The sequence below is a fragment of the Campylobacter sp. Cr9 genome (genome assembly GCF_020138295.1).
Lineage (GTDB): Bacteria > Campylobacterota > Campylobacteria > Campylobacterales > Campylobacteraceae > Campylobacter_E.
In genome coordinates, this window is sequence record NZ_JACGBH010000007.1 from 48,804 (window position 1) to 74,850 (window position 26,047).

The window sequence follows — 26,047 nt, forward strand, 5'->3', positions numbered from 1 at the left end:
TTTAGAAATTACATTGAAAATTTAAAGAATTTGAAATAGGAATTTGAGTGTAGTTTTGTTTGAATTAAGTTGTTTTTTTTTAAACAATTTTTTAGATTTTAGATAATTTCAAATTCCTGTTTTAAATTCTTAAATTTTAAATTATTTGATAATTCACTTAAACTAATATTGTGTAAAGCTAGAAAAAATCTAAGATTTTTAGGCACTTTTGCTATTCTAAACATTTCTTTTTGATTTTTGCTTAGTTTAAAAATCGCTTTTAAAAATACCAAAAAATAACCTTTATAAACACAAACACAAACGCAATTTCTCCCAAAATAAAGCTCAGCTTCGTTGTTTTTAGCCAAAAGATTTTTTAATTCTATTTTTTGCTTTGTTGAGCTTATAAAACCTAGTTTTTTGATTGCTTTATCTATTGCGTTTTCGTTTAAACAAAAATAAATACCTTTATATGAAAATGCATCTTTACATATTTTGCTTTTATCGTTTTCTAAATAATTTAGAGTGTTTTTAACGCCATTTGAATAGCTATTTATGAATTCATTTGCGTATTTTAATCTTATTTCATTTCTTTTATATTTAGTATCAAAATTGCTTTCATCTTGAAAATATTCATATTTGTTTTGCTCTAAATATTGCATGATTTCATCTTTGCTGACATTTATTAATGGGCGAATAATTTTATAATTTTTTCTATTATCAATACCATTAAAGCCAAGCAAATTACAAAGTCCTGCACCTTTTGCAAATTGCATTAAAAACCATTCAAATCTATCATTTAGATTATGAGCTATTATTAAATTATCATAATTACACATAAGCTCATCAAAGAACTCATATCTATAATTTCTAGCATTATTTTCAAAATTATTTTGTGCTAGATTTGCGTGTTTTATATAAATGTTTTTTCCGTATTTTTTAGCTAAATTTCTAGCTTTTTCTTCTTCTTCATCTGAATTTATTCTTGTGTGATAATTTACTAAGCACAAATCAAACTCGCAATTATCTAACAAAGCATAAAAAAGTGCCGTGCTATCAGTGCCATGAGAAAAGGCTAAAAGGTTTTTTTTGCCTTTTAGCTCGTCTAAAAAATCAATTTTCATAGCGTCTTAGAGCTGTTGCGATTAATGTTTTTTCATTTACTTGCGTAATTTTACAAACTATTAAATCGCCCACTTTTAAATCTTGCACTTCGCTTTCGTTTATTAGTATTTCTCCATCAATATCTCTATCAAATAAAAGTGGCTTAGCACCTATGAAAAACTCTCCTTCGCTAGATTCACCCAAACAACTTGCTATGATTTCTTGATTTAGCATTTTTGCAAAACTTTGATTTATCTTTTCATCTACTATTTTTTCAATTTTTTTAAGTCTTGCTTTTATTGTATTTGCGTGAATTTGTGGCATTTCGTAAGCTGCTGTGTCTTCTTCTTTTGAATATGCAAATACGCTAATTCTATCAAAATCAAATTCTTTTATAAACTCACATAAATCATTAAAATCTTCTTCACTCTCACCTGGGTGTCCTACGATAAAGCCAGTTCTTAAAAAGCTATTAGGAGCTTTTCTCATTTGTTCTAAAAAGCTAATTGCCTTAGCCTTATCATATCCACGCTTCATAATCTTTAGCAAATTATTGCTTGAATGCTGAAGTGGCATATCAAAATAATTTACAAATACTTTTGAATCAATGATTTTAGCAATTAAACTTGGCTTTAGTGAGCTTGGATATAGATATAAAATTCTTGCAGCTTTAACGCCTTTTATTTTTTCAATTTCATCTATTAATTTCTCTAAACCATCGCTAATATTTAAATCCTTTAAATAAGAGCTTGTATCTTGAGCAATGAAAGAAAAATCATAATAGCCTTTCTCAACAAGTCCTTTTACTTCTTTTGCTACGTCAAGAACACTGCGTGATTTTAACTTACCTTTAAAGCTAGGAATTGCACAAAAGCTACATTTTTGATTACAGCCTTCAGCGATTTTAATATATGCGTGAGTATTTGAGCCTGTTATAACTCTTTTAGCGTTTGCGTCTTGTAAATATACAAAATCTCTAAATCTACTTTCACGATTTGCAATTAGCTCATCAATTTTTTCATATTCGCTAACCCCTGCAAATAAATCAACTTCAGGTAATTCTTTTACTAATTCATCTTTATAGCGTTGCATCAAGCAGCCTGTAACAACCAAAATTGAATCTTTTTTTCTAATTTCGTGAAGTTCTAAAATCGCATTTATACTCTCAATTTTTGCACTTTTTATAAAGCCACAGGTATTTACTATCAAAACATCAGCTTCGCTAGCTTCGTTTGTAATTTCGTATTCTTTTAAACGCCCTAGCATGATTTCACTATCTACTAGATTTTTATTACAGCCTAAACTTTGTAAAAATAATTTCATTAAAAATTCCTTTAAAAAAAGCTATTATCTTAATAAATTTTAGCTAAGATTTGCCTTTAAAATTACAATTACGGAGTAAATTTTGGATACTTATGAATTCGGCGAATTACTAAAAGAACTAAGAATAAAATTAGAAAATATAGAAAAAATCATAAAACCAAACGAAGCAAAAAAAAGACTACAAGAAATAGAAAAAGAACAAGAAAATCCAGAACTATGGTCTCAAGCCAAAAAAGCTGCAGAACTTGGAAAAGAAAAAACAAAACTAAATCAATTAGTTTCAAAATACGAGATTGCTTATAGTGAATTAATAGGCACAATTGAATTATTTGAATTAGCTTGTAAAGAAAATGATATAGACACATTAGAAGCTTTATATGCTGATAGCCAAACTCTTGAAGATACTATAAAAAGTCTTGAGATTTCAATGCTTTTAAGTGGAGAAAATGATTCTAAAAACGCAATTATTAATATTCACCCAGGAGCAGGCGGAACAGAGAGTAACGATTGGGCTAGTATAGTTTATAGAATGTATTTAAGATTTTGTGAAAGAGAAGGCTTTAAGGTTGAAACACTTGATTACCAAGAAGGTGATGAAGCAGGGATAAAAGATGTTAGCTTTGTTGCTCGTGGGCTTAATGCTTACGGATATTTTAAGGCTGAACACGGAGTTCATAGACTTGTAAGAATTAGCCCATTTGATAGCAATGCAAGACGCCATACTAGTTTTTGTAGCGTAATCGTTGCACCTGAAATTGATGATGATATAGAAATTGAAATTGAAGAAAAAGATATAAGAATTGATTATTATAGAGCAAGTGGTGCGGGCGGACAACATGTAAATAAGACAGAGAGTGCTGTAAGAATTACTCATATTCCAACAGGAATTGTAGTTCAATGTCAAAACGATAGAAGTCAGCATAAAAACAAAGCCACAGCTTATAAAATGCTTCGCTCAAGACTTTATGAGCTTGAAATGGAGAAATTAAATGATGGCAAAGATACAGGAGGAGTTGGTGAAAATAGTTTCGGACATCAAATTCGCTCTTATGTTTTAGCTCCTTATCAGCAAGTAAAAGACGCTAGAAGCAATGAAGCATTTAGTCAAGTTGATGCGATACTTGATGGCGATATTAAAAAAATGATAGAAGGCGTTTTAATTGCACAAAAGGGCGATAATGAATAAAGAAATAGCTTTGCTTGCTTTAAAAGATAAGATTAGCGAAGAAGATTTATTTATATTAAGCACTAAAGATAATGCAGATTTTTCCAAGATATGCTTACTTGATTTAAAAAGCCCTTTAACAGGGCTTGTTTTAGGATTATTTTTAGGAGTACTTGGGGTTGATAGATTTTATAAAGGCGATATATTTTTAGGAATTATCAAAATTTTTGTAAATTTGATAACATTTGGTATTTGGTGGCTTTTAGATTTATTTTTAGTTTATCATGGGATTAAAAAGGATAATTTTCAAAAGATTTTGATGGTAATTTGAAGGAAAATTTATGCAAGAGAGCGAATTAGTATATTTGTTAGGCAAGATAAAATCTAATGATTTAGTGAGTTTAAAAGATAAGAATTTAGATAAAAAGATTTTATTAGCACTTAACCTAAAATCTCCAAAAATAGGGGTGATATTAGGAATATTTTTTGGTGTTTTTGGGGTTGATAGATTTTATAAAGGCGATATATTTTTAGGAATTATTAAGCTTATTTTGTCTTTTATCTCTCATGCTGCTTTATTTACTGCTTTTTTAAGTGCTTTGAGTGTTATTGTATATGCTGCACCAGATGCACCGCCTGCGCCACCTAATTTAGAGCAAGAAATAGATACAATCATTTTGTATTGTTTTGGTATATGGTTTTTGTTTATGATTTATATCGTTTGTGATTTATTTTTAGTCTATCGTGGGATTAAAAAGGATAATTTTCAAAAGATTTTGATGGTAATTTGATGTGGAATTTGAAATAGGATTTATTAATGAAAGAATATCAAGCTTTGTATTTAAAAACATATTTAAATACTAAACAAATACTAAGCTTAGAAGATAAAAATTTGAATAATAATGCTCTTTTTATGCTTAATTTAAAATCTCCTAAAATGGCATTAATTTTAGGGATATTTCTTGGAAGTTTTGGAGTTGATAGATTTTATAAAGGTAATATACTTTTAGGAATTATTAGATTGTTAGGTGGTGTAATTTCATATTTTTTATTTATTGCATTTCAAGGACTTGCTATGCTTTTTGGGCGTGGCGTTGAGAGTAATGAAAATGCTGATTTGATAGTCTTATCTTGCCTTGCATTATGGGTACTTATTAATTTTTTTATTTATTTTGATGTATTTTTAGTTTATCGTGGTATAAAAAATGATAATTTTCAAAAGATTTTAAGTGTAATAAAGGATGAAAATTGAATATATTTTTAATATTAATAATAATTTTAGGCATTATTGGATTTATTACTGGTAAAGGTATTATTAGAACTATCTTTTCATTTTTTGCTATTGCAATTGGCACTATTATAACTGCTATTTTAGGGCTTATTGGAGCGATATTGCTACCATTTTTCTTCAAAGGAAATATTTTAAACAATCAATTTAGTCAAATGAAAGGCGGATATGCTGAATATTTAGTAGCTTTAATTGCAAAGATTGCAAAGCTAGACGGCGTAATATCTCCTAAAGAAGCTGAGTTTATAAAGCTAATACTAGATAAAAATTCATATAATTTAGTTGAGCGTGAAAGATTAAAACAAGTTTTTAAAGATGCTAAAGAAAATCCAGAAAATTACAAACTTGTAGCACAAGAACTTAAAAATAATTTCACTCTTAATAAACATGAAAAGCTAAATATTATGCAAAGCTTACTTTTTTGTGCGAGTATTGATGGCTTTAGCGAAAGAAAGATTTCAGCCTTAAAAGAGATTGCAGAAATTTTTGAAGTTTCAAATGAATTTGCACAATTTATTAATTTTGGTAACAATACGCGAAAAAATAAGCAAAGTATAAAAGACCCTTATAAGGTCTTAGAATTAAGTCCAAATGCAAGCTTAGTAGAAGTAAAAGCAGCATATAGAAGACTTGCGAAAAAATATCATCCTGATATACTAAATACAAAAAATCTTAGTGAAGATGAATTAAGAGCAGGTATAGAAAAGTTTCATGAAATAAATGAAGCTTATGAAATTTTAAAAGAAAAATTGAGTTAAGGAAGATAAGTGGTTGTATTAATAACAGGAGTTGCAGGATATATTGGTTCAGCTACTGCAACTAGGTTTTTAGAAGCTGGTCATAAGGTTATTGGAATTGATAATTTAAGTGGAAAAAATAAAAAAGCTATTAAAAATATTAAAAAATATTATGAAATAGATTTTTATGAAGTTGATATTTCAAATGGCAATGCTTTAGAAGATGTTGTAAGTAGATTTAAAATAGATATGGTTTTTCATTTTGCAGCAAGCACTAATGAAAACTTTAGCAAAAAAGACAATCTAACATTTTATGAAAACAATATCATAAATCTTTTTAAAGTTTTAAAGGTTATGAAAAAGCATAAGATTAATAATTTAATCTATCCATCAAGTATATTTGCAAAAATAGGCTTAGAGAATACAAATGATGCTTATGTTAAAACAAAGATTTTAGCAGAAAATATGATTCGTGATTATGCGAATACTAATCCTGATTTTTCTTATGCAATTTTAAGATATTGCAATATCGCTGGATATTATTCTAAGATATTTTTAGGAGAATTCGAGCATTATTCAATAATTAAAAATGTTGCAAGGCTTGCTTGCGGAAAAGCTGAATTAGGTCGTGATTTTATTTATGATGAGAATTATCATTTCGTTCATATTGATGATGTTGTAAATATTAATCTAAAAATTGCTAATGAATTGCACGAAAAAAGACAAAATATATGCACCACAATTGCAAGTAAAGAAAGTATAAGCGTAAAAGAATTAGTAGCTTTAATAGAAAAGCTAAGCAAAAAAGACATAAATATAACAATAGCTTTAAAAAATGAGCATAAGCATGAAGAAAAATTTTGCAATTATTTAGAGTATGAATTAGAGTATTCTATTGAAGATATTTGTAAAAATCAATTAGAGCATGAAGCTAGGTTTTAATGTTTAGATATTTATTACTAAAGTATGAAAAAGAAAATTTAATAAAATTTTTAAAAGAATTTGATTTAAGATATGAAGAAGATATAGAATACGCTTTAGTTTATGAAGAAAACGACGAGATAAAAGCTTGCGCTTGTATAAGTGGCAATATAGTAAAATGTATTGCCATTGATAAATCTTTGCAAGGCAATAATTTTAGTGCAACACTGCTTAGCCAAATTGCTGATAAATTAAGAGAGCTTAATATAAATGAATATTTTATATTTACAAAGCCATGTAATGCTAAGATATTTTCAAATTTAGGGCTTTATTTATTATGCAAAACTCCTGATATTGCTCTTTTTGAAAATACTAAGCTAAATTACGAAAAGTATAAATTTGATTTAGAAAAGCATTACAAAAAAGCTAATAAAATAGGTGCAATTGTAATGAATTTAAATCCTATGAGTAAGGGGCATTTGTATTTAATAAAAGAAGCTTTAAAGCAATGCGATATTTTACATATATTTATTTTAAGTGAAGATTTAAGTATGTTTAGCACTGATGCAAGAATACAGATTGCTAAAAACGAGCTAAAAGAATATAAAAATATAATAATTCACGAAAGCAAAAATTACATAATCTCAAAAGCTACATTTCCTACATATTTTTTAAAAGATAGTGCTGATATAAATGAAGTTTATTCAAGACTTGATATAACTTTATTTGCTACAAAAATAGCGCCTATTTTAGGGATAAACATTAGATTTTTTGGAAGTGAGCCAAACGATAAAATTACAAATGATTATAATGAAAAAGCAAAAGAAATTTTAAAAGAATTTGAAATAGGATTTTGCGAAGTGCCAAGACTTGAAATTAATAATGAAGTAGTAAGTGCTAGTAGAATTAGGAAAATTATTTTAAATGATAAGGATTATTTAAATAATGAAGAGTTACAATTGCTCTGCACAAATTCAACTTATGAATATTTAAAAAATAATTTAATAACTAAAAATTAAGTTATCTTTGCAATAATAAAACAAAACTTAAAAAATTTAATTAATTAGGAGATTTGATGATTACAACCGTTGCTAGTGCAGGTTCGCTTGAATCAGGCGATGTTTTAATTAGTATAAGTCCAGCAAATGTTGGAAGAAAGATTGAGCTAAATTCAAGTGTTTATAAACAATTTGGCGAAGATATTTTAAAAAGTGTTAATGAAATCTTAGATGAATACGAAGTAAAAAACGCAACAATTAAGATTGAAGATAAAGGAGCGCTTGATTTAGTAATCCGTGCAAGGCTTAAAACTGCAATTTTTAGAGCTAGTTTAAAAGATTATAATTGGGAGAATGAATTATGCTAAATAAAGATAGATTAAGAAGAAGTATGATGTTCTTACCAGGCAATGCACCTGCTAAGCTAATTGATGCACATATTTATGGAAGTGATTCAATTATGATTGACTTAGAAGATGCTGTAAGTATTTCAGCAAAAGACGCTGCTAGAATGCTAACTTATGAAACTCTAAAAAAGATTAATTATGGCACAACAGAAGTAGTAGTTAGAATAAATGCTCTTAATTCTCCTTATGGAAGAGATGATGTGATTGCTATGGTTAGTGCAGGGGTTGATGTTATTAGACTTCCAAAAACCGATAACGCAAACGAAGTAAAAGAAGTAGATGAATTAATAAGCGAAATTGAATATAAATTAAATCGTCCTAAAAAAACACTAATCCTAGCAGCAATTGAGAGTGCTAGTGGGGTAATTAATGCTTGCGAGATTGCAAAGGCTAGTGATAGATTAATGGGGATTGCTTTAGGTGCTGAAGATTATGTAACAAATCTAAAAACAACTAGAAGCAAGCACGCAATGGAGCTTTATTATGCAAGAGAGCAAATCGTTCATGCTGCAAGAAGTAATGATTTATATTGCTTTGATACCGTTTTTTCAGATATTAAAGATAAGGCTGCTTTTGCTGAAGAAGTGCAATTTATTAAAGATTTAGGATTTGATGGAAAATCAGTAGTTCATCCAAGTCAAATCAAAATAGTTCATGATATTTATGCTCCAAAAGAAAAAGAAATAATAAACGCAATAAAAGTTGTAAATGCAGCTAAAGAAGCTGAAAAGAATAATATCGGAGTAATTTCAGTAGATGGAAAAATGGTTGATAGACCAATAATTATAAGAGCTTTAAGAGTAATTGAACTAGCAAAAGCTAGCGGGCTTTATAAGGAGGAGTTTTAATGTTTAAATTAAACGCAGTAAATAGAAAAATCCCAAATAAAATAGAAAATTATAAAGATGTAGTTGTATATAGTGGGGAGTTAAAACAACCTAAAGAGCGTAAAATCGGTGCAGCAATTAGAGTTGGCAAAAAGCAAGATAAAATCACACAAGATTTAAAAGATGCGATAATTAAATCAGGGCTTAAAGATGGTATGACAATAAGCTTTCATCATCACTTTAGAAGTGGCGATTATATAGTAAATCTAGTTTTAGATGAGATTGCTAAACTTGGTATTAAAAATATTTGCGTGGCTGCAAGTTCGCTTTCAACTTGCCATAAACCTTTAATAGAGCATATTAAAAATGGCGTTGTTACAAGCTTACAAACAAGTGGCTTAAGAGATCCATTAGGTTCATTCATTTCTCAAGGTGGTTTAAAAACTCCTGTAATTATTCGCTCACATGGAGGCCGTGCAAGAGCTATTGAAGATGGTTCGCTTAAAATTGATGTAGCATTCATAGGAGCTCCAAGTTGCGATAAATTCGGCAATATCAATGGCTACACAGGAAAATCAGCTTGTGGAAGTTTAGGTTATGCTAAAGTTGATGCTATGTATGCAAATAAAGTTGTTGCAATTACTGATAATTTGGTTGATGGAATAAATCTTCCTGCAAGTATTGACCAAACTATGGTTGATTATGTTTGCGAGATTGAAAGTATCGGAGATCCAAAAGGAATAGTTTCAGGTGCAATTCGCTTTAATGATAATCCAAGAGATATTTTAATCGCTCAAAATGCTTTAAAATGTATTTTAGCTTCAGGTTTATTTAAAAATGGCTTTAGCTTTCAAACAGGAGCTGCAGGTGCTAGCTTAGCTGTTACAAAGCTTTTAAAAGATGAGATGATTAAACATAATGTAAAGGCAAGTTTAGGCTTAGGTGGGATTACAGGGGCTTTAGTTGATTTGCATGAAAGTGGTTTAATGGATGCACTTTTTGATACTCAAAGCTTTGATTTAGATGCAGTAAGCTCACTTGCAAAAAATCCTAAGCATTATGAGATTTCAGCTTCATTTTATGCAAACCCAAATCTAGTAACACCAGCAGTAAATCAGCTTGATTTTGTAATGTTAGGAGCTTTAGAAATTGATACTAGCTTTAACGTAAATGTTATTACAACTTCAACAGGAGTGATAAATCAAGCAATAGGCGGACACCAAGATACAGCAGAAGGTGCAAAAATTTCAATGATATTAGCTCCATTGATTCGTGCTAGAATTCCTATCATTGTAGATAGTGTTAGCACGGTTTGCACCCCAGGAGCAAATGTTGATGTGGTTTGCACGGATTATGGAATTGCTGTAAATCCAAAAAGAACTGATTTGATAGAAAACTTTACAAAAGCTGGTATTAAGCTATACACCATAGAAGAATTAAAAGAAATGGCAGAAAATATAACAGGCAAGCCTGCTAGCATAAAATTTGGTGATGAAATCGTAGGCGTTGTAGAATATCGTGATGGCAGCGTTTTAGACGTAATTTATAAATCTTTATAATTTTAAAATCCTATTTCAAATTCCTTTGGTAATTTTTAGAATTTGAAATAGGAATAAACAATCAAATTAAAAATCTTAATGTTGAAAAATGTGTGATTTATTAAGGTTTTTGATATTTATTAAAGTAAATCACATAAATTATTCTAATCAATTTGTGCAAGATTTTAAAGCTTAAAATAAAAGAATTTGAATTAGGAATTAGCTTTTAAATTGTTTTAAGCACTGTAAGACAATTTTTAAAATTTAAAAATAATGCCAGTTTATATCAAAGTAAAATAAGATTTTGGTTTTTTAAGGTTAAATATTGTTTTTAAATTCCTATTGCAAATTCTTTTATATTTTTTCTTTTATAACTTTTGTTTGAATTATTTAGATTTTAGATTTTAGATTTTAGATTTTAGATTTTAGATTTTAGGATTTAGGATTTAGGATTTAGGATTTAGGATTTTTGTTCCGAACTTATAATAATTATCAATTGCTTTTGCTTAAACTTTTAAAGAATTTGAAATAGGAATTTAAAATAATATTTAGACTTTATAAAACTAAAAATATTGATTTGCTTTATATAAATTCAAATCAAATCTCACTCATTTTGTTTTAAGCAGATTGTTTAAAAAAGAATTACAAAACTAAACTCAAGTTTTTAATTCGTGTAGGGTCTAAAAGATTTTAAAATCCTAATTCAAATTCCACTAAAATTTTAAAGAATTTGAATTAGGAATTAAGATTTAAAATAAAGCTTCATCCATTTCATCAGGTTTTTTAATATCAAGTATTTTTAGCACACTTGCAGCAATATTTGCTAAGCTACCATCGTTTAATTTCACATTTTTATGATAATTATAAAGCCAGCAACCTACATCATAAGTAGTGTGATTTGTTAGAATATTTCCATGAGTATCCATCATATCTTCGCAGTTTCCATGATCAGAGGTTAAAATCATAGCATAATCTTTTTCTTTGCAAGTTTTTATAATCTTACCTAAACACTCATCCACACACTCAACTGCTTTAATACAAGCTTCATAATTTCCTGTATGACCTACCATATCGCCATTTGCAAAATTTACAACTATGAAATGAAAATCTTCATTCATTGCTTTTAATACTTCATCACAAACTTTATAAGCACTCATTTGTGGTAATTCATCATAGCTTTTAACCTTTGGGCTTGGGACTAATGAGCGTTTTTCGTTTTTAAATTCTTTCTCAACTCCGCCATTAAAGAAAAAGCTAACATGAGCGTATTTTTCAGTTTCAGCTGTGTGAAATTGCATAAGATTATTTTGGCTAATTACTTCTGCAAGAGTATTTTTTATATCAATTTTTGGAAAAATAACATCAAGCTCAAGCTTTTCATCGTATTCACACATACATAAAATTTGTTCTTTACTTAGGCGATTTTTAAGCTCACTTGCAATCTGTCTTGCTCTATCGCTTCTAAAATTAATAATAATTACTCCATCATTTTTATTAATCCCATTAAAGCCTAAATTCTTTGGTTTTATAAACTCATCATAGATTTTATTCTCATAAGAATTATTAATTAAATCTTCTAAATTGCTTTCATTTGCGCTTGAAAATAGCATATTTATATATTCATTTGTTCTATCAAGATTATTATCTCTATCCATTGCATAAAATCTACCTGAAATACTGCTTGGTTTTATAAAACTTGGATTGTTTTTATAAAAATCTTTAAAAGAGCTTGGCAAAACATCTCTTCCATCGCTTATTAAGTGCATATAAACATTATTTTTAACACTTGCGATTTTTGCTATTTCATTAAAATGAATATGGCTTGAATGAACTCCGCCATCACTATACAAGCCTATTATGTGAATGTTTTTAAATTTACTTAAAAAGTCTTTTAATGTTTTGTTATTTTCTAAGCTTTTATCTTTTATAGCATTATCAATTCTTACAAGATTTTGATAAATTACTCTACCACTTCCTATACTCATGTGGCCAACTTCGCTATTTCCCATAACCCCGTTAGGAAGTCCTACTGCATTGCCACTAGTTTTTAATCTACAAAACTGAGCGTTTTTATTTAAATAATCATAATTTGGTTTTTTTGCATGATGAAATGAATTGTATTCTAATCTATCGTTTAAGCCTATTCCATCGGTTATTACTAATATACATTTTTGCATTTTTTCTCCTTTAAGTATAATTTAAGAGTTGATACTAAGTGGTTAAACTTTATTAAGTTAGATTAGCTAAAATAACTCAAAAATTTATGTTATTATAGGATGAAAAGATGAAAAATTATTACGAAATATTAGGCGTTAAAAAAGACGCTAGCACAGATGCAATCAAAAAAGCTTATAGAAGTCTTGCAAGAAAATATCATCCTGATGTTAATAAAGATAAGGGTGCGGAAGAAAAATTTAAAGAAATCACAGAAGCTTATGAAGTCTTAAGTGATGAGAAAAAAAGAAAAGCCTATGATAATCCTTCTTTTGGTGGATTTAATGGCTTTAACGGATTTAGCTCAGGTGGTTTTGATGGGGTTGATTTAGGAGATATATTTTCTCAATTTGGCTTTGGCGGTAGAAGTAGTGGCGGATTTAATTCAAGTTCGTTTAATAAACCTATGCAAATTGAATTAGAAATAAGCTTTCTTGAAGCTATTTTAGGAACTACAAAAAGCGTTAATGTAAGAGGAATGAGCTTTGATATTGAGATTAAATCAGGCGTTATAAATAATCAAGAAGTCTCAGTTAGTAAAAACGGAGTTAGTCTAAAAGCAAAAATAAAAATAACAAATAGCAATGAATACGAAAGAGATGGAGATGATTTAACAAAAGATTTAGAAGTGCCTTTAAAAATAGCTTTATTTGGTGGAAAAGTGCCATTTGATACTCCAAAAGAGCAAGGTAGAAAAATAACAATCGCAGCAAATACAAAAAATGGTGCTTTATTAAAAGCTAAAGGCTTGGGTATAAATAACGAATACACAAAGGCTAAGGGTGATTTATATTTAAGGGTTAAGGTTATTTTACCTGATATTAACACTCTTGATGAAAAATTAGTAAAAGCTTTAAAAGAATATTTATAAAGGAGTTTGAATGCATTATGATGAGCCGGTTTTTTTAATCTCAGTTGTATCAAAACAATTAAACATTCATCCACAAACTCTAAGACAATACGAAAGAGAAGGCTTGATTGAGCCAAATAGAACTTGTGGTAAGGTTAGAATGTATTCTCAAAGAGATGTGGATAGAATTAAATTGATTTTAAGATTTACAAGGGATTTAGGGGTAAATTTAGCAGGGGTTAGCATTATTTTAGAACTTAAAAATCAAATAGCAGATTATGAAGAAATGCTTAATAATTTAAAAGAAAAACCTAAAAAGAATGCTTTAATAAAGCAAAATCAAAAATATGATGTAATCTTTTATGATGATAAAGGCAGTAGTTAATGCAGGCTTTTTTAGAAATATTTTTAATAACAAGTGCTATTGCAATCATTTTAAATGTAGTGCTTAAAAAATTTAGCATACCTACCATAATAGGTTATATTGCAACAGGTTTTATTATTGAAGAAGTATTTTTTGTAACTGCGTCAGAACAGCTAAGCCATATTGCAGAATTTGGAATAGTGTTTTTGATGTTTACGATAGGGCTTGAGTTTTCTATAAAGCATCTTCTTACTATGAAAACTGATGTTTTTGTAAATGGTGCTTTACAAATGGGAATTTGTGGGATAGTATTTGCTGTTATCTTACATCATGCCTTTGGGATTAAAGATGATATTGCTTTAATTATAGGTTTTACTATTTCGCTCTCATCAACTGCAATTGTTTTAAAAATCTTAAATGAAAATCAAGACATAAACCAACGCTATGGAAGAAAAGCTTTAGGAATATTATTATTTCAAGATATTGCAGTAATTCCACTACTACTAATGATAGATATATTTAATCAAGACGGAGTTGCTATTAGCACACTTGTTATAAAGACTTTAATATCAGCTTTTATTGTTTTGTTATTACTATTTTTGATAGGAAAATATATTTATAGCAAGGTGCTTTATTTTGTATTAAAGACTAATTCTCAAGAGATTTTTATAGCTACGATTTTATTTACCGTTGTAGGTGCTTCTTTTTTAGCTTCGTTTTTTGGCTTTTCGTATTCGCTTGGAGCATTTATTGCTGGAATGATGATAGCTGAAACTGAGTTTAAACACCAAATTGAAGCTGACTTAATACCTTTTAGAGACCTTTTATTAGGATTTTTCTTTATTACGGTTGGACTCCAAATAAATATAGATGTAATTATAAAATACTGGTATGTAATCATAGCTCTTACAATAGGAATTATGCTTATTAAGACTTTATGTATATTTTTATTATTAAGCATTAAAAGCACTAAAAGTGATGCCTTAAAAACTGCTTTAAGTGTTAGTCAAATAGGAGAATTTGCATTAGCTATATTTACTTTATTAGTTGCTAATAAAATGCTTGATTCAAATACAGCTCAAATGCTAACACTTGCAGTAATTTTAAGTATGATTTTATCTCCATTTATCTTAAAAAATATCAAAACTCTAGCAAGTATTACAAATGATGAAATAATCACAGTTGCTCCTAAAATAGAAGCAATGAGCGGACATTTTGTAATTTTTGGATATGGATCTTTAGGTCAAGAAGTTGTATTAAGACTTAAAAATCAAGGCATTCCTTATATTGTTTTAGAAAATGATATGAGCTTGGTTGAATTAGGTCAAAGTAGAGCAGAGAATGTTTATTATGCAAGCGCAGAACAAACAGCAAGTTTTGATAATGCAAGTATTAAAACAAGTGCTGCAGTAATTGTAACTATTTCAAACGAACAAGTTTTAGAAGTAGTAAGTAAAAAAATACTAGATTATGACCCAAATGCTAATGTAATCATTAGAATTAATAAAGATGAGTATAAGATATTTGAAGATTTAGGTGAAAATATCAAAATGGTAAAAGAAGAAAAAGTAATAGCAAGAACGCTTTTACAAGAAGCGTTAGTTTGCAGAATAAAACAACAATCTTAAAGGAAAAATATGAAAATAGCTACTAGAAAATCATTACTTGCTTTATGGCAAAGTGAATACGTAAAAGAAGAATTATTAAAAATTGAGCCAAATCTTAATATAGAATTATTAGAGCTTAGCACTAAAGGAGATGTGATTTTGGATACTCCTTTGGCAAAAATAGGTGGCAAAAATCTATTTATAAAAGAATTAGAAAACGCTATGCATGATGGACTTGCTCAAATTAGCGTTCATTCATTAAAAGATGTAGGAGCTAGTTTAGCTTATGATTTTAAGCTTGCAAGCATTTGTAAAAGAGAAGTGGTAAATGATGTTGTAGTTTTTCGTGGGAATGAAAAATCATTAAGCGAGTTAAAACAGGGTGCAAAAATAGGCACAACAAGTCTTCGCCGCCAAATGCAACTAAGACTTATTAGAGATGATTTTTCTATACATTCACTAAGGGGAAACCTACAAACAAGACTCAAAAAGCTAAAAGATGGCGAATTTGATGCAATAGTTTTAGCTTACGCAGGACTTAAAAGGCTAAATCTTTTAGATGATTTAAATTATGAGATTTTAGATACTAAAATAATGATACCTTCAGCAGGGCAAGGTGCAGTTGCGATTGAGAGTATTAATGATGAAAAGGTTCTTAATTTGGTTTCAAAACTAAATTGTGAAACGACAGCTTTGCTTTGCAAGATTGAAAGAGATTTTACAGCTACATTAAATGGGGGTTGTGGTGCTCCTATTGGAATTAATGCTTCTATGATAAATGATGATTTAATATGCGTAAATGCAATTGTAGGCTTAATTGATGCTAGTAAAATCATCAAAATGCAAAGAAAAATAAGTAAAAAAGAAGCAAGTGATTTTGGGGTTGTTTTAGCAAAAGAGTTTATAAAACACGGAGCGCTTGATTTATTAAAAGAAAATGAAGAATTATTAAAAGAAATGCTATGAAAAATTATATAGAAAAATTAAAAAAAGAAAATTTATTAAAGGTTATAAATACTCCTTTAGATGTTGATTTAGAAATAGCTCATTTAGCTTATTTAGAAGCTAAAAAGAGTGATTCAAAGGTATTATTATTTACTAATCCTAAAAAGGGCAACACAACTTATGATATGCCTATTATTATGAATGTATTTGCAAACAAAAAAGCACTTAATTTAGTATTAGGCAAAAGTCCTGATGAAGTAGCAGCAGAAATTGAAAGCTTATTAAAGCTACATATTCCGCCAACATTTGGTGCTAAATTAAATCTAGCTAATAAATTATTTTCATTAAAAAATATAGCTCCAAAAAGAGAAATTAACAAAAACGCGCCTTGCAAACAAAAAACCTATTTCCTAAATCAAATTCCTATTCTTAAAACTTGGGAAAAGGACGCAGGTGCATTCATTACAATGGGGCAAGTTTATACACAAAGCCTTGATGGAAAACAAAATAATTTAGGAATGTATCGTTTGCAAGTATTAGATGATAATCATTTAATTATGCATTTTCAACTTCATAAAGATGCAAATAATTTCTTTTATGAATATAAAGCTGCAAATAAAAAAATGCCAGTAGCTATTGCAATAGGAGATGACCCACTTCATATATTTTGCGCTCAAGCACCACTTCCTAAAGGCATATTTGAATTAATGCTTTATGGATTTATAAAAAAACAAGGTGCAAAATTAGTAAAATGTGATACAAATGATTTATATGTTCCAAGTAATAGTGATTTTGTAATTGAAGGCGAAATTGATGTAAATCATTTTGCTATTGAAGGGCCTTTTGGCGATCATACAGGATTTTATACTCCACAAGGAAATTTCCCTGTTATGAAGATTACAAAAATTACTGGTAAAAATGAGCCTATTTATAATGCAACGGTTGTTGGCAAACCTCCACTTGAAGATAAATGGATGGGGTATGGGACTGAGAGAATTTTCTTGCCATTACTTAAGACAACTTGCTCTGATTTGATTGATTATTCTATGCCTGAAAATGGAGTTTTTCATAATTTGATTTTAGCAAAGCTTAAGAATAATTATGAAGGCATTGCAATGGCAAATATGCACGCATTTTGGGGAGTAGGGCAAATGGCGTTTGTAAAAAATGCTATTTTTGTTGATGAAAATGCCCCTAGCTTGAATGATTATCCTAAAATTACTGAATATATTTTAGATAATTTTGCTCCTAGCAAATTACTTTTAAGTTATGGAGTATGTGATGAGCTTGATCATTCAAGCACAAAATTAGGAATGGGTGGGAAATTAGGGCTTGATGCTACAAACAAACCCGCTTATAAAGCACATACATTTAAAAAAGAAAATGAATTACACCTAAAACAAAGCTTTAAGCCAAATCTTAAAGCTTTATTAGAAAACTTAAAAGATTTTGGCTTATATGAATATAATATTTTCTATCCTGAAGCAAAAACACAAATTACTTGCATAAGTTTAGATAGAAAGCATAATTTAGATGAAATTTATAAAGCTTGTAAAGATAATTTAGGTGGAGTGGTTGTATTATTTGATAAAGGCGTTGATTTAACAAATGCTTATATGTTAGTTTGGAGAGCTTTTAATAATTATGATCCAAGCACAGATATTAAAATAGATGAAAATGGTATTTTAGTAGCAGCTTATGCAAAAGGCGAAATTGATGGCTATTTAAATGAGTGGCCTAGCACAACTGATTGCACTAAATCAGTAATAAATAGGCTTATTGAATTAAATTTATTAGAAAATGATAAAAATTTTTTCAAAAGGTATGAAGTTTTTTAAAAATTAGCCGATTTAGAAAACAAGCATATTAAAAGGAGATTATTATGGAAATTTTTAGAGCAGCGAGTTCTCAGTATGATACTCAAGTAAGAGCGAGTGCAGAAACAACGAAAATGCGCCCAGTTGAGCAAACTCATATTGAAACAAATTCGGGCAAGCAAAAAAATGAGGAAATAGATAAGGAAATCACAAAAGAAAAGCTAGATGAGTCAATCAAAAAGCTTAATGAAAATATGGAAGAATTAAAAACTGATGTAAGATTTGGTTATAACGATAAAATTAATCAAATGTATGTAGATGTAATAGCTACAAAATCAGGTAAAGTAATTCGTAAAATTCCTAATGAAGAAGTAATTAAACTAAGCGAAAGTATGAAAGAAGCAATAGGAATTATATTTGATAAAAAAAGCTAAAAGGAGTTAGTAATGGCAGGAATAGGCTTAGTAGCAGGTGCAAACCAGTTTCAATTTAAAGAAAAATATGATGCATTAAAAGAAGCTGATCAAAAGCAACAATTAGCAATACCTAATAAAAAGCTAACTGATACACAAGCAAAACAAAAGGATTTAACAGATTTAACCACACTTTTGGGAAGTTTTAAAGGGGATATTTCAAGCATTGTTGAAGGTGATGTATTTTCTAAAAGCAAGGTTGATGCAACAGGAGAGAGTGCTAGTATTACTACAAGTAAGGGTGTAAAAGTAGGCGATTTTGATATAGACGTAAAACAATTAGCAGCTAAAGATGCTTATCAAACTAATTCGTTTTCTAGTGAAGCTTATGGTATTTTTAATGATGTTAGTATTATTAATGATAAAGGTGAAAAAGAAATGCTTAAAGATGCAGAATTTAAAATCACCGTTAATAAGCAAGAATTTACTATTAAAATCAATTCAGGTGACTCTTTACAAAGTTTAAATGATAAAATTCTTTCAGCTACAAATGAAAATGGTAAAAAACTTAGTGATTATGTAAGCACTAAAGTTTTAGATACAGGTCATGATAATTATAGACTTATGATCACAAGTAAAGAAGCAGGAACAGCAAATGAAATACAATTTGGTGTAGCAAGTAAGAGTGATGATCCAAATGTTGAAGAATTTTCAAAAGCAGTTCTTAAAAAACTTGGTTTATTAAATGCTGCTAATGCTAGTTCTGCAAAAAATGAATTAAAAGAAGCTACTGATAAGTTTAACGCATCTAAAGTTGTTTTAGGTGGAAATAATTATGATATAAAAGGTTTTGTTTCATCACTTAAAACAGATAAAGAAATAACTTATAAAGATAATGATGGTAATGATGTTAAAATCACTATTAATAAAGATACTAAATTATCAAGCTTAAATGAAAAAGCTAGAGAAGCAGTATATGATTTGTTTAAAGAAGAAAAATTAAATAATTTTGTAGCCGGTAAAGTAGCTAACGGACAAAGTTTTGAACTTAAATATAAAGATGAGCAAGGTACAGAACAAACTTTAAAAATAGATGATAAAACAGATTTAAGCAAACTAAGTAAAGAAGCAAAAGCAGAATTAACAAAGCAAGCTAATGAATCAGATTTAAGAAATTATGTAGAGTATATTAAAAATACAGGCGAAGAATTAAACATAACTGATCCTGATAATAAAGATGTAAAAGTTACAATCAATAAAAATACTGATTTTGATAAGCTTACTGATGATCAAAAGGCTGTTATTAATAAATTTTTTGAAAAAAGCCAAAAAGATTATTTTAATAATGAGCTTAATCAAGAAACAGCACAAGCTAAATTAGATGCAATAGATACTTCAGCAAATCATGTTCAGACTGCAAAAGATTCTAAATTTGTTTATGAAGGTATAGAAATTACTAGAAGTACAAATACTATTGATGATTTAATAATAGGTGCAAAGATTACGCTTAAAAAAGAAGGTGTAACTAATTTTAAAGTAAATGATGACTTAGATGCTTTAACAGAGCATTTAAATACCTTTACAACAAACTATAATGCCTTAGTTAATTCACTTGCTACTTCAACTGGATTCGATCAAGAGAAAAAGACTTCAGGAAGCTTACAAGGTATAACAGAGATTACTAGATTAAAATCTCAATTATCATCGTTAATTACAAAAGCAGATGCTAATGGAATGAGCTTATCTAGCATGGGCTTTGAACTTAACGAAAAAGGTATTTTAAGCTTTAAAAAATCAAAGTTTGAAGAAGCTTATAAAAATAATGGCGAAAATATCAAATCGTTTTTACAAGGTAGCACAAAATATCAAGAATTAAGCGAAACAAGTAAAACAATTAGCCAAAAAGTAGCGTTAGCTGAAGGTGATTTAAAGATTAATGGAAAAGATATTACATTTAAAAAAGAGTTTTTAGATAAATTAAATGATCCAAAAAATACTATCACTCAAGGTGAATACTTAAATAAATTAGTTGAAGCTATAAATGATGCTAAGATTGATGGAGTAAGCGCAAAACTTGGAAAAGATGGTAATATTATTATTTCAAGCACAGGTAAAAATGCTTTAGAAATAAAAGGCTCAAATGAGAAATTATTACAACTTGGTTTGGAAGAAAAAACTATAAATACTATTAAAACAGAGCAAACTGGTATATTTAGAACATTTAAAGATACTTTAGATGGTTTAGTTGGCTCAAATGGAACTATTAGTAAGTATAGTCAGCAATTAGAAAAAGATGTAAAAGATTTAAATGAGAGTATTAAAAAAATCAATCAAGAGATTGAGAAAAAGTATGAAACTTTAGCAAACAAATTAAGCCATTATGATGGTATTTTAAAGAAATATGAGTTGCAAGGTAATACAATTAATGCTCTTATTAACTCAGCTTTTGCAAATAAATAAGGAATATGAATGGTAAGTAACGCATACGCAAGTTATTCACAAAATAACATAGCAGTAGATAGTAATGAAAAAATGATTGAACTTTTATACGAGGGCATACTTAGATTTTGCTCTCGTGCAAAAAAAGCAATTGAAAAAGATGATATAGAAAAAAAATGTTTAAATATCAAAAAAGCCACAGCGATATTTGTGGAATTATTAAATTGCTTAGATTTTGAACAAGGAGAAGTAAGTTATTATCTACAAGGACTTTATTCTCACCAAATTAGCACACTTAGTAAGGTTATAATTGATAGTGACCCTGCTAAATTAGATGAGGTTATGAGAGTTGCTAATGGTCTGCTTGAAGCTTGGCGTGAAGTAAATCATATGGAGCTTTAATTAAAAATATAAGAATTAGGGATTTGTAATTCCTAATTCAAATTCTAGCTATTTTTATCTTCTAAATTACATATATTTTCAAGCTTTAAAATATTAAAAAAGTTATTCCTATTTTAAAGAATTTAAAATAGGAATTTGAGTTTATTAAAGTTTTCCGCCTTCTACTACAACGCTTTCTTTATCAATATCGTTGCCATAAACAGGTGCTAGAGTTTCATCGTAGTTTTTGTGAAAGAATTGTTCTTCGCCAAGTTTTATAATTTCTGCATTAATCCATTCAAGCAATTCAGTATTTCCTTTTTTAACAGCAGGTGCAATCACATCAATATCGCCTAATTCACTAATTCCTACTACAAACTCAGGATTATTCTTAACCCAAGCAAAAAGCAAGGTATTATCGTGTGCAAGTGCAGCACCTCTACCATCTAACAAAGCTCCAAAAGTTTCAGTATTTTGGTCGTATTTTGCTAGATTTACGCCGTTTTTATTCTTTGTAAAATAAGCATCTGCGGTAGTGCCTTTATTTACGATTAAAGTTTTTCCATTTAATTCGCTAATATCTTTAATCTCTGCATTTTTAGGACTTGCAATACCTAAAGAAACTTTCATGTAAGGCAATGCAAAATCAACAACTCTTGCTCTTTCTGGAGTTTTTGTAAAGTTTGCTAAAATTACATCAACTTTATTAGATAACAAAAACTCAACCCTACTAGCAGCCTCAACAGGAACAAAAACAACCTTTGCTTCATCTCCTAATAAATCTTTTGCAATTCTTTTTGCAAAATAAACATCATAACCTTGATAATTACCAGATTTATCTACAAAACCAAATGGCGGTTTATCAGCAAAAACACCGATTTTAATATTATCTTCTGCTTTAATTTCTGCTAAACTTCTAGCATTTAACGAACAGGTTAGAATTGCCCCTGCAACTAATGATAAAATAGTTTTTTTCATAACTACACTCCTTTAAATTAAAATGTAGATAAATTTAAACTTGAAATTATTAATAAAAGATAATTTTAATCCTTTTTAAAATCAAACATATTTAAAAATTGTTTCGCTCGGTTACTTTTGGGGCTTGTAAAAAACTCTTCAGGGCTTGCAATTTCTATAATCTCTCCACTATCCATAAAAATTATTTTATCAGCAACTGCTCTTGCGAACGCCATTTCGTGAGTTACAATTAGCATTGTTTTTTCTTCTTTTGCAAGATTTAATAATACATCTAAAACTTCTCTTACAATCTCAGGATCAAGCGCAGCCGTAACTTCATCAAAAAGCATAATTTCAGGGTTCATACATAAAGCCCTTACTATTGCAATTCTTTGTTTTTGTCCGCCACTTAGCTCTTTTGGATAGGCGTTAAGCTTGTGTTCTAAGCCAACTTTTTTAAGTAGTTCTAAAGCTTCTTTTAAAACTTCATCTTTTTTTCTATTTTGCACTTTTATAGGTGCTAATAAAATGTTTTCAATTACGCTTAAGTGATCAAATAATTCATAACTTTGAAACACCATTCCAACATATTTTCTAATTTCTTGCCAGTTTTTAAAATCTTTTGAAATTACTTCATCTTTTATATAAATATTTCCACTTGCAATATTTTCAAGTCCATTTATACATCTTAAAGTTGTGCTTTTTCCACAGCCACTAGGGCCTATTAAAACAACCACTTCGCCCTTATTAACTTCAAAAGAAATATTTTTTAAAGCATGGGTTTTACCATAAAATTTATTGATATTTTCAAGTTTTAAAATACTCATTAGCTCCACCTTTGTTCTAGGATTTTTGATATTTTTGATAAAGGATAACAAATAATAAAATATATAAAAAATATTATTGTATAAATATATAAAGGTGCGAAATTACTTGTAAGTAATGCAACTTCTTTTAATTGATTGCCTATTGCTAAAACATCTACAACGCCTATTAAATAAGCAACAGAAGTAGTTTTTATCATACGGCTTAAAAGATTTATCACACTAGGAAGTAATCTTCTTGCTGCAAGTGGTAAAATTATAAATCTATACATTTGATACTTGCTAAGTGCAAGAGCGATTGAGCTTTCAAATTGATGTTTAGGAATACTAAGCAAAGCACCCCTTACTAAATCCATCATTTCAAATACTCCCCAAATGACAAAAACGATTATACTAGCAGTAATCGCATCTAAACTAAGCCAGCTAGACATTCCAAAATAAATCAAAAACAACCAAACAATAATAGGCATAAATCTTACAATTTCAAGCATTATTTTTAGAATATAAAAAATAATTTTATTTCCTAAACTCATAAAAACACCTAAAATAAGTCCGCCAATAATAGAAAAAAATATAGAAACAAATGATATAAAAAGCGTAATTTTTAAACCTTCAAAAAGTCTTTTATAAATATCTAAATCAAACAATATTTCACTCATCTTCTAATCCTTTTTTCTATTAAGCTAAGTATTAAAGATAATGGTAAAATCATTATAAAATAAGCTACGCATAACATAAATAAAGCTTCATTTGTAACATAATAAAGCCCAATAATATCTTTTGTAGTATAAACCAAATCAGCTAGAGCGATTACGCTTACAACCGAAGTTTCTTTGAATAAAAATATAATATTTGCACTTATACTAGTTATAGATACTCTAAGAGAAAGTGGCAAAATGATGTGATATAAAACTTGATTTTTGCTTAAAGCTAGAGCGTATCCTGCTTCAATTTGATGTTTGCTAATCGCATTAAGCCCAGCCTTAAGACTCTCAGCCATATAACTACCACCTAAAAAAGCAAGTCCTATTACTCCACAAGAAAAGGCTTCAAGTTTAATGCCTATTTTTGGCAAGGCATAATATAAGAAAAATAAATGAATTAAAAGTGGAGTATTGCGTGAAAGCTCAATGTAAGCATTGCAAACTAATCTTAAAAACTTAAACCTATGAAGCTCTACCCACATACAAAACAAACCTATTAAAAATGACAAAATCACTCCATAACAGGCGAGTTTTATAGTTAGATAAAAAGCATCAATAAAAAGCGGATAATACTCTTTAATAATCTCAAAATCCATCTTAACCCCTAAATCAAAATGGGTTAAAATATATCCTTTTTTGATAAATCAAAATTCCTATTTCAAATTCTTTAAATTTTTTTGGAATTTGAAATAGGAATTTAAGTTTTGTAATTAGTCTAATTTTGATATAAAATTTTAAGCATATTAAAAGTTTTGCTTATTTATAATCAAGCCTTTAATTTCGGCTAAGTTTTAGCCATACAAGGACAACTTATGAAAACTTCTAACTTCGGTGCTGATTTAGCACATTTTAAACACACTTATTTAGACAATTTTTATAGCAACTCAAAAGCTGTTATTTTGCTTAGTATTATGGCAACTTTGTATTTTGCTATTTTTGGCGGTGTGTTTGCAGTAACTGGTGAATTTACTCGCATAGGCGGAGAAATTTTAGAACTTTTTGGAATTGATTTAAGCTCATATTCTTATTATCAAAAGCAAAACCTAAATGGCACAATGCTTACTCGTGTAGATGGGGTGATGATTATAGGGCTAATTATAGGCTGTTTGTTAGCTGCTAGTATTGCTAATAAAGTTTATTTTAGAAAAATTGCTTCTAAAACAAGATTTTTTCAAGCACTAATCGGCGGGATATTAGCAGGCTTTGGTGCAAGACTTGCTTGGGGATGTAATCTAGCAAATTTTTTCACCGGACTTCCTTATTTTTCATTGCATACTTGGGTATTTGCGATTTTTATGATGTTTGGAGTAATAGCAGCCATTTTAACCCTTAAGATTAAAATATTTGCTCCAAAATACAAAATGATTAAGACAAACACCCCACAGCTTAAAATTGATTCTAAAATTAATCAAAAAAATAAAATAATTTTCTTTTTAAGCTTGAGTGCTTTTTTTGTATTTTTCATCTATCTTGCGATTAATGATACAAAAAATCTACCTATTGCTCTTGTTTTTGGGCTTATTTTTGGTTGGCTTATTCAAAAAGGTCAGATTTGTTTTACATCTTGCTTTAGAGATTTGTTTTTATTCAAGCGTTATGGTTTTTCATTAGCTTTGTTTATCTCAATGCTAATTGCTAGTATTTTTGTATTTGCTTTATTAAATAAAGGCTATAACGCTAAGGTTTTAGAAATATCTTTAGCGCTTTGTGTGGGTGCATTTATATTTGGCTTTGGCATTGTGTTTGCGGGTGGTTGTGAGTGCGGATTTTTATATCGTGCAGTAGAAGGGCAAACTCATTTTATGGTAGTTGGCGTTGGAAATATCTTAGGAACTATGCTAATTGCTTTAAATTATGATTATTTGCCTAAGTGGTTTTTAGCAGGTGAGAAAATTAAGCTTAGTGGTTATTCAGGCTTTAGCATAAATCTTGCATTGTTTTTAATAAGCATTGCTTTAATTTTATTTTTTGCAAGGAGTAAAAAATGAAAATTGATTATTCTATAACGCTTTTAGGTGAGCCATGTCCATATCCAGCAATAGTTGCAAACGAAGCAATCAATAAGCTTAAAAGTGGCGAAGTGCTAGAAATTATTAGCGATTGTCCGCAAAGTATTAATGGAATTGTGCCTGATATGAAAAAATTAGGTCATAGTTGCGAAGTCGTTCAAAATGGCTCGGTTTTAGGATTTTACATAACAAAATCTTAATAATTAGCAAGGGCTTTAAAGCCTTTGCTTGAAAAG

General features: G+C 28.9%; 27 protein-coding genes. 20 read left to right on the plus strand and 7 right to left on the minus strand.

The window, feature by feature from the left end; all coding sequences use genetic code 11:
* Window positions 1-98 precede the first annotated feature (98 nt).
* On the minus strand, window positions 99-1,103 hold the full coding sequence (tilS, locus tag AVANS14531_RS04620) for a tRNA lysidine(34) synthetase TilS (RefSeq protein ID WP_336611492.1): 1,005 nt from the start codon (window positions 1,101-1,103) through the stop codon (window positions 99-101).
* Entirely contained in the window at window positions 1,093-2,406 is a 1,314-nt protein-coding gene (gene rimO / locus AVANS14531_RS04625; RefSeq protein ID WP_336611493.1) for a 30S ribosomal protein S12 methylthiotransferase RimO, read from the minus strand. The genes tilS and rimO overlap by 11 nt, the downstream gene beginning before the upstream one ends.
* Before the next feature lie 82 nt (window positions 2,407-2,488).
* Here rimO and prfB point away from each other — a divergent pair, with 82 nt between their 5' ends.
* Genes prfB through citF form a run of 10 tightly spaced genes read left to right on the plus strand, consistent with a single transcriptional unit; the run spans window position 2,489 to window position 10,308 of the window.
* Complete coding sequence (prfB, locus tag AVANS14531_RS04630; protein WP_239817105.1) at window positions 2,489-3,592, plus strand: peptide chain release factor 2; 1,104 nt, start codon at window positions 2,489-2,491, stop codon at window positions 3,590-3,592.
* Complete coding sequence (locus AVANS14531_RS04635) at window positions 3,585-3,902, plus strand: NINE protein (RefSeq protein WP_336611494.1); 318 nt, start codon at window positions 3,585-3,587, stop codon at window positions 3,900-3,902. Before prfB ends, AVANS14531_RS04635 begins: the two co-directional genes overlap by 8 nt.
* A gap of 10 nt (window positions 3,903-3,912) precedes the next feature.
* Window positions 3,913-4,362 (plus strand): NINE protein, encoded by a 450-nt coding sequence (locus AVANS14531_RS04640; protein ID WP_239817103.1) that lies wholly within the window; start codon window positions 3,913-3,915, stop codon window positions 4,360-4,362.
* 26 nt (window positions 4,363-4,388) lie between these two features.
* Window positions 4,389-4,823: a TM2 domain-containing protein gene (locus tag AVANS14531_RS04645; protein WP_336611495.1), complete on the plus strand. Its 435-nt coding sequence runs from the start codon at window positions 4,389-4,391 to the stop codon at window positions 4,821-4,823.
* Complete coding sequence (locus tag AVANS14531_RS04650) at window positions 4,820-5,617, plus strand: DnaJ domain-containing protein (protein WP_336611496.1); 798 nt, start codon at window positions 4,820-4,822, stop codon at window positions 5,615-5,617. The genes AVANS14531_RS04645 and AVANS14531_RS04650 overlap by 4 nt, the downstream gene beginning before the upstream one ends.
* Window positions 5,618-5,626: 9 nt before the next feature.
* A complete protein-coding gene (locus AVANS14531_RS04655) occupies window positions 5,627-6,538 on the plus strand; it encodes an SDR family NAD(P)-dependent oxidoreductase (RefSeq protein ID WP_336611497.1) in 912 nt (303 codons plus the stop codon).
* The gene (gene citC, locus AVANS14531_RS04660) at window positions 6,538-7,536 is read left to right on the plus strand and encodes a [citrate (pro-3S)-lyase] ligase (protein ID WP_239817099.1); all 999 of its coding nucleotides are present in this window, start codon (window positions 6,538-6,540) and stop codon (window positions 7,534-7,536) included. The genes AVANS14531_RS04655 and citC overlap by 1 nt, the downstream gene beginning before the upstream one ends.
* A gap of 56 nt (window positions 7,537-7,592) precedes the next feature.
* A complete protein-coding gene (gene citD, locus AVANS14531_RS04665; protein ID WP_239817098.1) occupies window positions 7,593-7,883 on the plus strand; it encodes a citrate lyase acyl carrier protein in 291 nt (96 codons plus the stop codon).
* Window positions 7,877-8,770: an aldolase/citrate lyase family protein gene (locus AVANS14531_RS04670; RefSeq protein WP_336611498.1), complete on the plus strand. Its 894-nt coding sequence runs from the start codon at window positions 7,877-7,879 to the stop codon at window positions 8,768-8,770. The genes citD and AVANS14531_RS04670 overlap by 7 nt, the downstream gene beginning before the upstream one ends.
* On the plus strand, window positions 8,770-10,308 hold the full coding sequence (gene citF, locus AVANS14531_RS04675; RefSeq protein WP_239817096.1) for a citrate lyase subunit alpha: 1,539 nt from the start codon (window positions 8,770-8,772) through the stop codon (window positions 10,306-10,308). The genes AVANS14531_RS04670 and citF overlap by 1 nt, the downstream gene beginning before the upstream one ends.
* Window positions 10,309-11,036: 728 nt before the next feature.
* On the opposite strand, the gene gpmI is transcribed toward citF, so the two are convergent.
* On the minus strand, window positions 11,037-12,464 hold the full coding sequence (gene gpmI, locus AVANS14531_RS04680) for a 2,3-bisphosphoglycerate-independent phosphoglycerate mutase (protein ID WP_336611499.1): 1,428 nt from the start codon (window positions 12,462-12,464) through the stop codon (window positions 11,037-11,039).
* A 107-nt stretch (window positions 12,465-12,571) separates the two neighbouring features.
* Here gpmI and AVANS14531_RS04685 point away from each other — a divergent pair, with 107 nt between their 5' ends.
* Genes AVANS14531_RS04685 through fliS form a run of 8 tightly spaced genes read left to right on the plus strand, consistent with a single transcriptional unit; the run spans window position 12,572 to window position 21,338 of the window.
* Complete coding sequence (locus AVANS14531_RS04685) at window positions 12,572-13,372, plus strand: DnaJ domain-containing protein (RefSeq protein ID WP_336611500.1); 801 nt, start codon at window positions 12,572-12,574, stop codon at window positions 13,370-13,372.
* 10 nt (window positions 13,373-13,382) lie between these two features.
* Window positions 13,383-13,736 (plus strand): heat shock protein transcriptional repressor HspR, encoded by a 354-nt coding sequence (locus tag AVANS14531_RS04690; protein ID WP_239817093.1) that lies wholly within the window; start codon window positions 13,383-13,385, stop codon window positions 13,734-13,736.
* Window positions 13,736-15,343: a cation:proton antiporter gene (locus AVANS14531_RS04695; RefSeq protein WP_239817092.1), complete on the plus strand. Its 1,608-nt coding sequence runs from the start codon at window positions 13,736-13,738 to the stop codon at window positions 15,341-15,343. The genes AVANS14531_RS04690 and AVANS14531_RS04695 overlap by 1 nt, the downstream gene beginning before the upstream one ends.
* Before the next feature lie 9 nt (window positions 15,344-15,352).
* Window positions 15,353-16,288 (plus strand): hydroxymethylbilane synthase, encoded by a 936-nt coding sequence (hemC, locus tag AVANS14531_RS04700; RefSeq protein WP_336611501.1) that lies wholly within the window; start codon window positions 15,353-15,355, stop codon window positions 16,286-16,288.
* Window positions 16,285-18,105 (plus strand): menaquinone biosynthesis decarboxylase, encoded by a 1,821-nt coding sequence (locus AVANS14531_RS04705; protein WP_336611502.1) that lies wholly within the window; start codon window positions 16,285-16,287, stop codon window positions 18,103-18,105. Before hemC ends, AVANS14531_RS04705 begins: the two co-directional genes overlap by 4 nt.
* A 44-nt stretch (window positions 18,106-18,149) precedes the next feature.
* Window positions 18,150-18,518 (plus strand): flagellar protein FlaG, encoded by a 369-nt coding sequence (locus AVANS14531_RS04710; RefSeq protein ID WP_239817089.1) that lies wholly within the window; start codon window positions 18,150-18,152, stop codon window positions 18,516-18,518.
* Window positions 18,519-18,530: 12 nt separating this feature from the next.
* On the plus strand, window positions 18,531-20,957 hold the full coding sequence (gene fliD / locus AVANS14531_RS04715; RefSeq protein WP_336611503.1) for a flagellar filament capping protein FliD: 2,427 nt from the start codon (window positions 18,531-18,533) through the stop codon (window positions 20,955-20,957).
* Window positions 20,958-20,966: 9 nt separating this feature from the next.
* Window positions 20,967-21,338, plus strand: a complete 372-nt coding sequence (fliS, locus tag AVANS14531_RS04720; protein WP_239817087.1) for a flagellar export chaperone FliS — start codon at window positions 20,967-20,969, stop codon at window positions 21,336-21,338.
* A 144-nt stretch (window positions 21,339-21,482) separates the two neighbouring features.
* Here the strand turns inward: fliS and AVANS14531_RS04725 are convergent, their stop codons facing one another.
* From AVANS14531_RS04725 to AVANS14531_RS04740, 4 genes are all read right to left on the minus strand, one after another.
* A complete protein-coding gene (locus tag AVANS14531_RS04725; protein WP_336611504.1) occupies window positions 21,483-22,295 on the minus strand; it encodes a transporter substrate-binding domain-containing protein in 813 nt (270 codons plus the stop codon).
* Window positions 22,296-22,360: 65 nt separating this feature from the next.
* Entirely contained in the window at window positions 22,361-23,101 is a 741-nt protein-coding gene (locus AVANS14531_RS04730) for an amino acid ABC transporter ATP-binding protein (RefSeq protein WP_336611505.1), read from the minus strand.
* Window positions 23,101-23,757 (minus strand): amino acid ABC transporter permease, encoded by a 657-nt coding sequence (locus AVANS14531_RS04735; RefSeq protein WP_336611506.1) that lies wholly within the window; start codon window positions 23,755-23,757, stop codon window positions 23,101-23,103. The genes AVANS14531_RS04730 and AVANS14531_RS04735 overlap by 1 nt, the downstream gene beginning before the upstream one ends.
* Entirely contained in the window at window positions 23,754-24,398 is a 645-nt protein-coding gene (locus tag AVANS14531_RS04740) for an amino acid ABC transporter permease (RefSeq protein ID WP_239817083.1), read from the minus strand. Before AVANS14531_RS04740 ends, AVANS14531_RS04735 begins: the two co-directional genes overlap by 4 nt.
* A gap of 216 nt (window positions 24,399-24,614) precedes the next feature.
* Here AVANS14531_RS04740 and yedE point away from each other — a divergent pair, with 216 nt between their 5' ends.
* Window positions 24,615-25,790, plus strand: coding sequence for a selenium metabolism membrane protein YedE/FdhT (gene yedE / locus AVANS14531_RS04745; RefSeq protein ID WP_336611507.1), 1,176 nt, complete (start codon window positions 24,615-24,617; stop codon window positions 25,788-25,790).
* Window positions 25,787-26,011, plus strand: a complete 225-nt coding sequence (yedF, locus tag AVANS14531_RS04750) for a sulfurtransferase-like selenium metabolism protein YedF (protein ID WP_239817081.1) — start codon at window positions 25,787-25,789, stop codon at window positions 26,009-26,011. Before yedE ends, yedF begins: the two co-directional genes overlap by 4 nt.
* Window positions 26,012-26,047 lie beyond the last annotated feature (36 nt).